The sequence below is a fragment of the Lentzea flava genome, assembly GCF_014648475.1.
GTDB lineage: Bacteria > Actinomycetota > Actinomycetes > Mycobacteriales > Pseudonocardiaceae > Lentzea > Lentzea flava.
Genome location: NZ_BMRE01000021.1, coordinates 18,605 through 30,673, shown reverse-complemented (window position 1 = coordinate 30,673; position 12,069 = coordinate 18,605). Strand labels below are relative to the sequence as shown.

General features: G+C 69.2%; 12 protein-coding genes. 2 read left to right on the top strand and 10 right to left on the bottom strand.

Annotated elements, in window-relative coordinates; all coding sequences use genetic code 11:
- Positions 1–10: 10 nt before the first annotated feature.
- From IEZ09_RS23450 to IEZ09_RS23420, 7 genes are all read right to left on the bottom strand, one after another.
- The gene (locus IEZ09_RS23450) at positions 11–1,195 is read right to left on the bottom strand and encodes an MFS transporter (protein ID WP_189255893.1); all 1,185 of its coding nucleotides are present in this window, start codon (positions 1,193–1,195) and stop codon (positions 11–13) included.
- A gap of 194 nt (positions 1,196–1,389) precedes the next feature.
- Positions 1,390–2,805 (bottom strand): gluconokinase, encoded by a 1,416-nt coding sequence (locus IEZ09_RS23445; RefSeq protein ID WP_189255892.1) that lies wholly within the window; start codon positions 2,803–2,805, stop codon positions 1,390–1,392.
- Positions 2,802–3,542, bottom strand: coding sequence for a class I SAM-dependent methyltransferase (locus tag IEZ09_RS23440; RefSeq protein WP_189255891.1), 741 nt, complete (start codon positions 3,540–3,542; stop codon positions 2,802–2,804). The genes IEZ09_RS23445 and IEZ09_RS23440 overlap by 4 nt, the downstream gene beginning before the upstream one ends.
- Positions 3,543–3,551: 9 nt before the next feature.
- Positions 3,552–5,555: an ADP-ribosylglycohydrolase family protein gene (locus tag IEZ09_RS23435; protein ID WP_189255890.1), complete on the bottom strand. Its 2,004-nt coding sequence runs from the start codon at positions 5,553–5,555 to the stop codon at positions 3,552–3,554.
- The gene (locus IEZ09_RS23430) at positions 5,552–6,097 is read right to left on the bottom strand and encodes a hypothetical protein (protein ID WP_189255889.1); all 546 of its coding nucleotides are present in this window, start codon (positions 6,095–6,097) and stop codon (positions 5,552–5,554) included. The genes IEZ09_RS23435 and IEZ09_RS23430 overlap by 4 nt, the downstream gene beginning before the upstream one ends.
- 43 nt (positions 6,098–6,140) lie before the next feature.
- The gene (locus IEZ09_RS23425; RefSeq protein WP_189255888.1) at positions 6,141–7,205 is read right to left on the bottom strand and encodes an aspartate-semialdehyde dehydrogenase; all 1,065 of its coding nucleotides are present in this window, start codon (positions 7,203–7,205) and stop codon (positions 6,141–6,143) included.
- Positions 7,202–8,467, bottom strand: a complete 1,266-nt coding sequence (locus tag IEZ09_RS23420; protein ID WP_189255887.1) for an aspartate kinase — start codon at positions 8,465–8,467, stop codon at positions 7,202–7,204. The genes IEZ09_RS23425 and IEZ09_RS23420 overlap by 4 nt, the downstream gene beginning before the upstream one ends.
- A 143-nt stretch (positions 8,468–8,610) precedes the next feature.
- Here IEZ09_RS23420 and IEZ09_RS23415 point away from each other — a divergent pair, with 143 nt between their 5' ends.
- Positions 8,611–9,795, top strand: a complete 1,185-nt coding sequence (locus IEZ09_RS23415) for a hypothetical protein (RefSeq protein ID WP_229812870.1) — start codon at positions 8,611–8,613, stop codon at positions 9,793–9,795.
- Positions 9,795–10,355 (top strand): nitroreductase family protein, encoded by a 561-nt coding sequence (locus IEZ09_RS23410; RefSeq protein ID WP_189255886.1) that lies wholly within the window; start codon positions 9,795–9,797, stop codon positions 10,353–10,355. Before IEZ09_RS23415 ends, IEZ09_RS23410 begins: the two co-directional genes overlap by 1 nt.
- Here the strand turns inward: IEZ09_RS23410 and IEZ09_RS23405 are convergent.
- The 3 genes from IEZ09_RS23405 to IEZ09_RS23395 are packed head-to-tail and all read right to left on the bottom strand — an operon-like array spanning position 10,341 to position 11,454.
- A complete protein-coding gene (locus IEZ09_RS23405) occupies positions 10,341–10,841 on the bottom strand; it encodes an NUDIX domain-containing protein (protein ID WP_189255885.1) in 501 nt (166 codons plus the stop codon). The genes IEZ09_RS23410 and IEZ09_RS23405 overlap by 15 nt on opposite strands.
- Positions 10,842–10,851: 10 nt before the next feature.
- Positions 10,852–11,139 carry a YggT family protein gene (locus IEZ09_RS23400; RefSeq protein ID WP_189255884.1) on the bottom strand — a complete coding sequence of 96 codons (288 nt, stop codon included), beginning with the start codon at positions 11,137–11,139 and terminating at the stop codon, positions 10,852–10,854.
- Between the two features lie 18 nt (positions 11,140–11,157).
- Positions 11,158–11,454 (bottom strand): hypothetical protein, encoded by a 297-nt coding sequence (locus tag IEZ09_RS23395; protein ID WP_189255883.1) that lies wholly within the window; start codon positions 11,452–11,454, stop codon positions 11,158–11,160.
- Between the last annotated feature and the right edge of the window lie 615 nt (positions 11,455–12,069).

Sequence of the window (12,069 nt, the reverse complement as noted above, 5' to 3'; positions counted from 1 at the left end):
CCCCTCATCGTCACCCCACTGGCAATGGAATTACCCGCTGGCGCTGACGGGCCAGCGCCCAGGCGACCACCGCCACGAGCAGCCCCGCCACACCCACGACCGCGAACCCGTACGGGGCACCGCCGCGGTCGATCGCCACACCGGCGAGCGGTGCGCCGATCGCGTTGCCGACGGTGAACGCCGATCCCTGCAGGCCGATCGCCAGCCCACGGGCCGTGGGCGGCGCGAGCCTGCTGATGCTTTCACCGGAGGCAGCGATCAACGGCGCACACATGAGGTTCATCGGCACGAGGAGCAGGCACAGCAGCAGCACGTTGCCATCGCCCAGGCCGACCGGGATCTCGAACGCCGCCATCAGCACGACGAGCACCAGCACACTCGGCGCCTTCTTCACCCCGCCGTAGACGAGACCGCCCACGATCGATGCCGCGCACATGGCGAAGAACACGACTCCCAGCCAGCTCTGCTTGCCAAGGTGCTCCAGGCTCGCGATCGCCGAGACCTCCATGCCGGTGAGGCACACGGTCGCGCCGGCGCACACGACGAGCACGCCGACGATCCGGCCGCGCATCCACTCGAAGATCTTCGGCTTCGGACCGTCGACCACCTCGTCCTCGTGCAGCATCGGCGGGTTCGCCCAGTACAGCAGCGTTCCGGCGGTCAGGATCGAGAGACCGATGAACATCAGCGCCGCGTTCGTGGAGAACCTGGTCGCGACGAAGACGCCGAGCGCGGGCCCTGCCATGAACGACAGCTCGACGGAGATCGAGTCGACCGAGAGCGCGACCCTGCGCTGGTGCTCCGGCACGAGCGCGGTGATGGCCTGCCGTCCGATCGACATCATCGGCACGCCCATCAGCCCGACGAAGAACGAGCTGACCAGCAACACCCAGTACCCCATCAGGGGCGCGGTCAGCCAGAACGCCGCGGACGCCGTGACGCTGATCGCGAGCATCGACCGCAGCCCTCGTTCGTCGACCAGCTTGCCCATCAACGGGGCACCCAGACCCATGCCGACGGTTCCCGCCGCTCCCACCAGCCCGGCTGCCGCGTAGCCCCGATCCAGGGTGACCGCGACGTGCAGCGTCAGGATCACGCCGGTCGCCGCGGGAGGCATCCTCGCGAAGAACATCAGCAGTGCGAGCGGCCGGACCCCGGGCAGCAGAAGGACGTGTTTGAAGGGGGCGAGATCCACACAGCCATCCTCACTCGGATGGCAAAACATTTAACCTTTCGCTTTCTGCTGCGTTCAAGATCGCAGGGCTAGGGTGATGCCCGTGCATGCACTGGACCACCTCGTGTGTCGCGAATGCGGCCGGGTCGAGGACGTGGACTGCGTCTTCGAACCGGCGGTCGAGGTCGCCGGGTTCCACGTCGAACGCGCAGAGGTCACGTTCTGGGGCCGGTGCCCTCGTTGTACAGCTCTTCCAGCGCCCGGTACGCCTTCGCCACGAACGGCCGGGCCTTCGCATATCTCGTGATCGCGTTCTCGTCCGGCGTGATCGTCCTGACCGGCTGGACGAGGTCGGCGGTCAGCGACTCGATCTCGCCCAGCGCACGCCAGGCCAGCAACGCCGCGCCGACGGCGGAGCCGCCGGTGTCCTCGGTCAGGTGCAGCGGCATGCCCAGCGTGCTGGCCAGGGTCTGAGCCCAGATCGGGGCGCGGAACGCACCACCGGTGATCCGCAGCGACTCGACGTGCGGGACGGCGTCGAGGACCAGCGCGAGCTGCTGGCAGACGCCCTCCACCAGGGCTTTCGTGATCTGTTGAGGGGTGTGCTCGCGGCGCAGGCCGAGCAACGCGGCGTGCGCGGTCGGGTCCCACCACGGCGCTCGTTCGCCCAGCAGGTACGGCAGCGCGACGAGACCGTCCGAGTCCACGGACGCGGCCTGGTCCAGCAGGTCACCGACGGGGATGCCGAACGTCTCCGACGCCCACTGGGCCACGACGCCACCGTTGCTGATCGCGCCGCCGCGGACCCAGAGTCCCTCGGCGATCGCGTAGCTGAACGTGCGGCCCTCCTCGTCGACGCCGGGGCCCTGCTGCGCCACGCGCAGCGCGCCCGACGTGCCGAGCGAGACCGCGCCGGAGCCTGGGGTGGCAGCGCCGACGCCGAGGTTGCCGAGCGGGCCGTCGCCGCCGCCGATGATCACGGGGATGCCTTTGGGCAGGCCGGGAATCTCGGCTCTCAGCGGCGTGGAGTGGGTGGGTTCGACGAGCGGCGGGAGCTGGTCGGCCGTGACGCCGGCGAACTCCAGCGACGGCTCGTGCCAGCGCAGGGTGCGGATGTTCATCAGGCCCGTGCCGGAGCCGCACGAGTGCTCGTTGAGCAGCTCGCCGGTCAGGTGGAGGTGCACGAAGTCCTTGATCTCGCACCACTTCGCGGCCCGGACGCCGTTCTCGTGGAACCAGGCGAGCTTCATCAGCGGCGTGAACGAGTGGATCGGCGCGCCCGTCGCCTGGTGCAGGGCGAGGCCGTCGGCCGTGCCGCGCAGGCGTTCGGTCTGCTCGATGGCGCGGTTGTCGGCCCAGCTCAGCGACTCGGTGACCGGGTTGAGCGACGCGTCGAGGCCCATGATCGAGTGCATGGCGCCGGTCAGCGCGATGGCGCGGACGTCGTCGGACGCCAGTTCGGCCAGTGCGTCGAGAGCGGCGTTGAGGACCTCGTACGGATCATGGGTGGCTTCGGGACCGTTGGTGCGCATCGGATAGCCGCGCTCGGTGGACGCCACGACCTTCGCCTGAGCGTCGACCGCGACGACCTTCGTGGCCGTGGTGCCGAGGTCCACCGCCAGAACGATCATGAGTCGGCTCGCAGGGCCGTGAAGACGGCGAAGCTCGGCGACGTGCGCAGCGGTCCCCAGAACTCCTCACCGCGGTCGTCGTCGGGAGTGACGGCCGGATGGCGCGTCACCTCGGTCAGCCCGGCCCGGCTCAGCGCACCGTCGAACACACCGCGCTCCCAGTAGAAGGAGTCGAAGTCGAACGGCGGGTCGCCCAGCACGTGCACGGTGACCGGCTGCTTGACGTTCATCGGGCCGGTGCGCGTGATCTCGTAGCCGTAGCGGCCGTACTGGGAGAGCAGGTCCCAGTCGGCGTCGGGGTTCGGCACCAGCACGACGAGCCGCCCGCCGGGAGCGAGGTTCGCCTTCAGGTTGCCGATCATGGCGTCGAGCGCGGCCTCGTCGTCCGCGTAGCCGAGCAGCCAGACGGCCGTCACGACGTCGAACTCACCGAGCGCCGGCAGCGCGGTCGCGTCGTGCTGCTCGTAGGTGATGCCGCGGGGTTCGCGTTCCTCGACGTGGCGGGCGTAGCCGATCATCTCGCCGGCCGAGTCGACGCCCACGACGCGGGTGGCGCCCAGGTCGTGGAAGAGCCGCGCGTAGAAACCGGTGCCGCAGGCGACGTCCAGCACCGACTTGCCGCGCAGGTCGCCGACCGCCGAGAGCAACGTGGCGCGCTCGGCCAGTCCGGTCGGGATGTGCTTGGCCCGCTCGTAGATCGCGCCCAGTGCGTCGTACTGCTCGTCGCTCTCCGCCATGAACTCACCTTAGGAGGGCGGGTAGCGGGTCAACCACTCTTGATCCGTCGGCGGGTTCGAGCCGGTCTCGGTCACCCAGTCGGCGACCATCTGGTCGATGACGGCCCGGAACTGCACGCGCTCGACCCAGTCCGGACGGATCTTGTCGGCGCCGTGCAGCACTCCGACGAGGTTGCCGCACATGGACGCCGTCGAGTCGTTGTCGCCGCCGTGGTTGACCGAGATCAGCAACGCCTCGTTCGGGTCGTCGGTCACCAACGCCGAGTACAACGCGATCGCGAGCGCCGTGTCGCCGACGCCGCCACGACCCAGTTCCTCGACGCGGGCCACGCTCGGGTCGCCCAGCGCGGCGAGTTCGACGGCGTGTTCGACGGCGGCGACGACCTCCTCGTGGTCCGCGTACCGCACGATCTCCCGCATCGCGGCGTCGACGCCCTGGAGCAATCCCCTGCCCTGCAACGCTTCGTGGATCAGCACCGCGAAGAACCCCGCGGACAGGTAGCCGCTCGGGTGGCCGTGGGTGAGCTCGGCACTGGACTTGGCCAGCGCGAAGGCCTGCGCGGCGTCCTCGGCGTAGAAGGCGATCGGCGCGACGCGCATGGCACCGCCACAGCCCTTGGAGTTGTTGGCGGGCTTGTCGGTCGTGGCCATCACGCCGGTGCGGGCGTACTGCTGCAGGGCCGAGGTGACGGTGAGACCGGGCGCGCGCATCCGGAAGAGGTCGCGGTGCCCGATCAGCCAGCCGTCCGGTTCGTCCAGAGTGGACAGGGGGCCGCGGGCCTTCTCCCACGGCGTCTTCTGGGTGTGCAGCCAGCGCTGGTAGGCGTGTTGCACCACCTCGACGAAGCCGGGGTTGCCGGTGGTCCGCTCGCGCACGTGCGCCCTGATCACCGCCTCGAACGTGAACAGCGTCATCTGCGTGTCGTCGGTGATCGCGGGGTCAGCGGGCAGGTCGGTGATCCCCTGTGGACCGTGGCGTTCGTAGATGACCTCCATCGGCAGGTTCTCGGTGTTGGCACCCAGCGCGTCACCGATCGCGCCCGCGACGAGACACCCGCGGATGCGGTCGGTGTCCACGGACTCGTCGTCCTTGACGATGAAGTAGCGGTCGTAGGCGTCCTTGGCGAGCGTGAACGAAAACTTCGTGGTGACCACCGGCACCGCGTCGACGGGTGCCGCCCGCATGATCCGTCCCAGCACACCCAGGTCGGCGGGCGCGATCCACGGGCCCACCTCGCTTCCCCACCGGTCGTGCTCGTAACACCCGCACATCCGCTGGTGTTGCGCCGCCTCGTCACCGAACTCGCTCAACGGCAGCACGGTGTCGTAGCGCTGACCTGGGTTGATGTGCAGCTTCACCGGCCGCGTGCCCTGGAACTCCCGCCCGCAGATCCTGGAGATGATCGTGGTGAGCGCGACCCGGTACCAGCTCGTCGTGCCCTCCGGCAGCAGGTCGGACGTCGTGTGGACCTCGAGCGTCTCCGGGTAGTCGAACCGCTTGAGCGACGCGTCGCCCGGGATCAGCACCTCGCCGTGCACGCCGTTGTGCGCGAGGCCCTGCCGGTCGTACCAGCCGCGCTGGAAGTAGCTGAGGAAGTGCTCCATCGGCGTCACCGGCCGCGGCTCGCCCGACGCGACAGGTCCCGGCACGTGCGCGGGGTTCGAGTGGAACTCGCCGTTCTCCTTCGACCGGAAGCCCACGACGGCGGTGAAGTTCGGGTCGGTGCGCATGCCCGGCATCGAGATGAACTCGGGGTCGAACACCGCCTCCCACGGCCGGTCCAGCACGGTGCCGTCGTCGATCTCGGCGACCGTGCCGAGCACGTGCACCTCGACGCCGGTCTTCGGCCACTTGCCACCACCGCGCACCCGGCCGTCCTCGCTGGGCACCGCGTAGCCGACGGTCCAGCCGTCCCGCGTCTGGAACACGCTGTCCTGATCGACGCGGAACTCCTCGCCCCGGTGCTCAGCGACCCACCGCTCGGCCAGGGAGATCGCTTCGTCCCGCTTCACCACGACCTCCGGTACAGCTCTTCTGCGACGCGCCGGATGTCGTGCTCGGGTCCGCCTTTCAGCGCACCGGCGATGGCCCGCGCGACACCGCGCCCCTCACCCGTGACCGCCTGCCTGAGGGCGCCCGCCGCGGTGAACGGCTCGGCGTCCGGCGGATCGAGGGGCTCCGGCGTGAAGAGGTGTTCGGCCAGCGCGATCACGGCGTCGGCCGCCGGCGAGTCCGGCCCGTGGGTCAGTGCGACGAGCTCACGGATGCGGTCGGCGTCGAGACGCTGGACGGCCGCGGGCAACGCCCAGATCAACGCGCCCGGCCCCTGGGAGATGACCCTGCCGGGGTTTCTGGCGCCCTCCCTGGACACCAGGTCCGGTTGGTGACCCGGCTCTCGCGCCCACTCGGCGAGTGCTTTCGCGGGATCTTCCGCCGAACACGCGACCAGCTGGCCGACGAGTCCTGTTCGGACACCCGCGCCCTGTGCAAAACCCTGATAGGCGGCCACGACCTGACTCAGCCGCGGCGGCCTGATCCATTCGATCTCCCCCATCGCCGCCCGACCATACCGGGCCGGGCGGCGACGAGAGGACGGATCAGAGGCGCTTCGCGAGCTCTTCCGCGATCTCGTAGGTGTTCAGCGCGGCACCCTTGCGCAGGTTGTCACCGCACACGAAGAAGTCCAGCGTGTTCGGGAAGTCCAGCGCCTGACGCACGCGGCCCACGTACGTCGGGTCGCCACCGACCACGTCGGCGGGCGTCGGGAACTTCTTCGCGGCCGGGTCGTCGACCAGGACGATGGTCGGCTGGGCCTCGAAGATCTTGTGCGCGGCCTCGACCGTGACCTCGCGCGCGAACGTCGCGTGGACGGACAGCGAGTGGGTCGTGACCACCGGGACGCGGACGCAGGTCGCGGACACCTTCAGGTCAGGGATGCCGAGGATCTTGCGGGCCTCGTTGCGGACCTTGAGCTCCTCGGACGACCAGCCGTCGTCCTTCAGCGAACCGGCCCACGGCACCACGTTCAGCGCCAGCGGAGCCGGGAACGGGGAGTCCTCTGCCGACAGACCGGCGGCGGCGAGCGCCTCGGCCACGTCACCCGCGACCACCCCCGCCTCCCTGCCGGCCAGCGCGGCGATCTCGGCGTACAGCCGGTCGATGCCGGACTGACCCGCGCCGGACGCGGCCTGGTAGGAGGCCACGACCAGTTCCTTCAGCTCGAACTCGCGGTGCAGGGCACCGAGCGACGCCATCATCGACAGCGTCGTGCAGTTCGGGTTCGAGATGATGCCGCGCGGGCGGTTGTCGATCTGGTCCGCGTTGACCTCGGGCACGACCAGCGGCACGTCCGCGTCCATCCGGAACGCGCCGGAGTTGTCGATCGCGATCGCGCCGCGCTCGGCGGCGATCGGGGCCCACTGCGCCGAGACCTCGTCCGGCACGTCGAACATCGCGATGTCGACGCCGTCGAACGCCTCCGGCGACAGGGCGATGACCGTGACGTCCTGACCGCGGACGTTGATCTTCTTGCCCGCCGATCGCGCGGACGCGATCAGCCTGATCTCGCCCCACGGCACGGAGGAGCGGGTGTTGATGATGTCGATCATCACGGTGCCCACGGCACCGGTCGCGCCAACCAGCGCGAGAACGGGGGCGGTCATCGTCCAGTCCCTGCGTAAACGACGGCCTCTTCCTCGCCACCGAGCTCGAACGCGTCGTGCAGGGCACGGACGGCGTCGTCGAGCTGGGTGTCGCGGCAGATGACCGAGATGCGGATCTCCGAGGTGGAGATGATGTCGATGTTGACGCCGGCCGAGGCCAGCGCCTCGCAGAACGTCGCCGTGACACCGGGGTGCGAACGCATGCCCGCGCCGATCAGCGACACCTTGCCGACGTGCTCGTCGTAGAGGACCTGGTCGAACCCGATCTCACCGCGGGCCTTCTCCAGCGCGGCCACCGCGCGCGGACCGTCGACCTTGGCCAGCGTGAACGTGATGTCCGTGCGGCCGGACGCGGCCTGCGAGACGTTCTGCACGACCATGTCGATGTCGAGCTCCGCCTGCGCCACGACGCGGAAGATCTTGGCCGCGATGCCGGGGTGGTCGGGGACGGCGGTCACGGTGATTTTGGCCTCGGACCGGTCGTGCGCGACGCCGGTGATCATCGCCTGTTCCACGGGAAGGTCCTCCACTGAACCGGACACGATGGTTCCGGTCTTGTTGCTGAACGAAGAGCGGACGTGCACGGGGACGTTGTAGCGCCGGGCGTACTCCACGCAGCGGAGCATCAGCACCTTGGCGCCACAGGCGGCCATCTCGAGCATTTCCTCGTACGTGATCGTGTCGAGCTTCTTCGCGTTCGGCACGATGCGCGGGTCGGCGGTGTAGACGCCGTCCACGTCGGTGTAGATCTCGCACACGTCGGCCTTGGTCGCCGCCGCGAGCGCCACCGCGGTGGTGTCGCTGCCGCCACGGCCGAGCGTGGTGATCTCCTTCGAGTCCTGCGACACGCCCTGGAAGCCCGCAACGATCGCGATGGCCCCCTCGGAGGTGGCGTCCTGGATCCGGCTGGGTGTCACGTCGATGATGCGGGCCTTGCCGTGCACCGAGGTCGTGATCACGCCCGCCTGCGAACCCGTGTAGGAACGGGCCTCCGCACCGAGCGAGTGGATCGCCATGGCGAGCAGGGACATCGAGATCCGCTCACCGGAGGTGAGCAGCATGTCGAGCTCACGCGCGGGCGGCACCGGGGACACCTGGCGGGCGAGGTCGAGCAGCTCGTCGGTCGTGTCACCCATGGCGGACACGACGACCACGACGTCGTTCCCCGCCTTCTTGGTCGCGACGATGCGCTCGGCCACGCGTTTGATCCGCTCGGCACTCTCCACCGATGAACCGCCGTACTTCTGGACGACGAGCGCCACCGACCTGACCTCCTTCGCGCGACTAAAACCCCACGTCGTAGGCAGCCTACCCGGACCACCTGGTGAGACTGGGGAGCCGTGACGCGCGTGACTACTCTGTCCGGGTGTCGTCGACCGCCTTTGACGTGGAGGCCCCAGCAGCCGTGCATCAGAGCAGTGCGCGCTCACGGTTGGCCGAGGCGCTCAGACACCCCGCCGCGCTGTGGTCGGTCCCGGCGCTCATCTACCTGTTCGTCCGCCAGGTGGGTCTGTACGTGCTGCAGCTGGTCGTCGAGTACCAGAACCAGCTCCACGGCACCACCAACACCGCGGCCGGCGAGCTGAAGTCGTGGGACGGCGAGTGGTTCCTCGGCATCGCCGCCGGCGGCTACAACGACGTTCCCGCCCGGTTGGCCGACGCGGCGGGCAGGCGCACCGCCGAGACGCCGCTCGCGTTCTTCCCCGGCTACCCCGCGCTGATCAGGTGGGTCGACGGCCTGCCTGGCGTGAGTGTGGAGGGCGCCGCGTTCGCGGTCAGCACGATCAGCGGCCTGTTCTGCGCCTACGGCCTGTTCGTGCTCGGACGCACGGTGCGCGGCGGCTCGACGGGGGCGGGCCTGATCCTGGTCACGCTCTTCGCCGCCTCCCCGATGGCCGTCGTGCTGTCGATGACCTACTCGGAGGCGACGTTCTGCGCGTTCGCCGTCTGGGCCCTGGTCGGCGTGGTGCGCAAGCGCTGGATCCTCGCGGGCGTGTGCTGCTCGGCGGCGGGGCTGGTCCGCCCCACCGCAGGCGCGCTGATCGCGGCTGTCGGCCTCGCGACCCTGGTCGCCGTGATCGCGGACCGCCGCGACTGGCGCGCGTGGGTGGGCGGCCTGGTCGCCCCGCTGGGCCTGCTCGGCTACCTCGGCTGGGTCGCGCTCCGCACCGGCGATCTCGCGGGCTGGTTCGGCGTGCAGCAACGCGGCTGGAACTCGAAGTTCGACGGCGGCGCTGCCACGCTGAAGTTCGCCTTCGAACACCTCGGCAACCCGCGCTCCGAACTGGAGACCGGCACCGTCTGGCTCCTGATCCTCGCCATCGTGCTGGTCTTCTACGCGATCCAGCGCCGCCTGGAGTGGCCGCTGGTCGTCTACGGCATCGGCGTCCTGGTCATGGACATCGGCTCCAACGGCCTGATGAACTCCAAGGCCCGCCTCCTCCTGCCGGCGTTCACGCTCCTGATCCCCCTGGCCCTCGTGCTGGCCCGCCGCCGGCTGTCCACCGTCCTCACCGTGCTGGGCGTGGCGATCTTGTTCAGCGCCTGGTTCGGTGCCTACTCCCTGGCCGTTTGGCAGTATGCGATCTGATGAACGAGCTGATCTCGAAGCGCTGGAGCCCACGCGCTTTCTCCGCTGAGGCAACGGTTTCCGACGACGAACTCCGCACCCTGCTGGAGGCGGCCCGCTGGGCCCCGTCCCACGGCAACAGCCAGCCGGCGCGGTTCGTCGTGGGAAAGCGCGGCACTCCAACCTTCGCGGCGATCCTCGAAACCCTCCGCCTGGGCAACAAGACCTGGGCGTTCCGCGCCTCGGTCCTGCTCATCGGCTGCGTGATCACCGCCGACGCACGCGGCGACCTGCCCAACACCGAGTTCGGCCTGGGCCTGGCCATGGAGAACATCGCCCTTCAGGCCGTCGACCTGGGCCTGATCGCACACATGATGGGCGGCTTCGACAAGACAGCCGCCCACGAGACGTTCAAGATGCCCGACGACGTCCGCCCGCTCGTCGCGATGGCCATCGGCCGCCCAGGCCGCCTGGAAGACCTCCCCGAGGACCTCCAAGCGCGCGAACAGCGAGAACGCCTCCGCCACCCGCTCTCCGAAACGGCCTTCACGGGCACCTGGGGCCAGTCACTGTTCGGTTGAGAAGTACTTGGTGGCAACCTCGTTGTGCAGCGGAAACGCCAACGGCTCGCACTCGAAGATGACCTTGCGCTCGGACGCCTCCTCGTTGGGCACGAACGGCGGCATGTCCTCGGCGTTGATCGCAGGCGCGGTGGCGAACAGCAACACCGTTCCCCCGTCCGGCGTCGAAACGAAGTGCAGAGGCCGCAGCTCATCGGGGTCGACGAACACGTTCGCTTCCTCTTGAAGCTCCCGCGCCGCACTCTGCTGCCAAGACTCCCCGTGATCCATGAACCCGCTGACGAACGCCAGCTCCCCCACCGGCGGAATCGCCCGCCGCACGGTGAGCAGCCCGGTGCGCGCACCGTCCTTGACCGGCACGAGCAACACCACCACCGGAACGGGGTTCGCCCACACCATGTGCGCACACCCAGGGCACGTGCGCGGGTATCCGGACGTGTCGGCGTACCGAGTGCCGCAGCTGTTGCAGAAGTCGTCGCGCGCCATGCGCCCGAACCTAGTCGAGCCGCCTCACAAGCCTCAGGACGATCGCTCGAACGACCAGCCAGAACAACGCCGCCAGCCCGAAGTTGACCAACACCCGCAACTTCGCGTCAGCAGGCGTGAACAAGTCCCTGAACGCGAGCGCCAAGGGCTCCGCCACCGCCTTGACCGTACTGGTGATGGGGTTGTCCGGGTTGGCCCCGCCGACGGTCAGCACGACGTGAACGACGAGCACGACCGCCAGCGCGAGGCCCACCCAGCTGACGATTCCGGCGGCGATCCCGACCACGCGCGTTCGCATGGGCCGGGAATCTACTACTCAGTAGCGAGACACCGCACGCGCAAGAATGCCGGTCACGACCAGCCAGAACACGGCGGCGAGACCGTAGTTGAGCAGGACGTCGACGTTGTAGTTGCCGGTGTTGAACAGACCGGGGAAGAACAGGGCGAGCGGCTCGGCGAGCGACTGGATGAACTTGAAGAACGCGTTCGCCTGGTTCGCGCCGAGCACGATCATCAGGATGTAGAGGATCTCGATCAGGGCGAAGACCACACCGATGCCGCTGATCACGCGTGAAGCCGTGCCGCGGCCACTGGTCGTACGTAATCTGGACATACATGAGCTTTTCCCGGATTCACGCCTGGCAAAACTTGCCAACACGCCTGCTTCCGCCCCCCAACGCGAGCGAAGCCGCAGGCGAGCCCGAGCGATGGCGAAGCCGAGCAGTCCCTGGCATGCCGGGCTGGTGGGGTGGGTCCCGTCACGAGTCGTGCCTGATCGTCTGCCGCGCCCGGGGAGGGCGTGGCTCGCTCACGCGCGGCTCGTGACGGCACCCACCCCACCCGGAACGCAACCACCTACGCAACCGCAAGCCGCCCAACGCAACCGGCGTGCCATCAGCCTGCGCGCGGCGCTGGTGGGTCTTTGATCAGATTGGCGGGGTCTGGGGCGGAGCCCCAGAAAGCAGCCGGAACACACGCACGCACCCCAACCACGTACGGACTCGAAACAGGAACCCGCCAACGCACCAGGGGGACGACCTACGGAACCGGCGCGCCCCCACCACGGACCGTAACCGCAAATCCCACGATCCGGTCCCTGAGTTCCATCCAGCCCCACCCTGTGGCTACTCTGTCCAGCGTGTGGCGTTCCCTCCTGCTTCGCTGCCGTGACGGGGTCTGATCAGACCGGCCCCCCGTCGCGGGATTCAGCGTTGCCGCCGGTCGTTCC

Excerpts from the sequence above, each read along its gene's own strand:
- IEZ09_RS23425 (WP_189255888.1), bottom strand. The coding sequence starts at position 7,205 with ATGACCGCCCCCGTTCTCGCGCTGGTTGGCGCGACCGGTGCCGTGGGC.
- IEZ09_RS23405 (WP_189255885.1), bottom strand. The coding sequence starts at position 10,841 with ATGGCGCGCGACGACTTCTGCAACAGCTGCGGCACTCGGTACGCCGAC.
- IEZ09_RS23410 (WP_189255886.1), top strand. The coding sequence starts at position 9,795 with ATGAACGAGCTGATCTCGAAGCGCTGGAGCCCACGCGCTTTCTCCGCT.
- IEZ09_RS23445 (WP_189255892.1), bottom strand. The coding sequence starts at position 2,805 with ATGATCGTTCTGGCGGTGGACCTCGGCACCACGGCCACGAAGGTCGTC.
- IEZ09_RS23440 (WP_189255891.1), bottom strand. The coding sequence starts at position 3,542 with ATGGCGGAGAGCGACGAGCAGTACGACGCACTGGGCGCGATCTACGAG.
- IEZ09_RS23400 (WP_189255884.1), bottom strand. The coding sequence starts at position 11,139 with ATGCGAACGCGCGTGGTCGGGATCGCCGCCGGAATCGTCAGCTGGGTG.
- IEZ09_RS23430 (WP_189255889.1), bottom strand. The coding sequence starts at position 6,097 with ATGGGGGAGATCGAATGGATCAGGCCGCCGCGGCTGAGTCAGGTCGTG.
- IEZ09_RS23395 (WP_189255883.1), bottom strand. The coding sequence starts at position 11,454 with ATGTCCAGATTACGTACGACCAGTGGCCGCGGCACGGCTTCACGCGTG.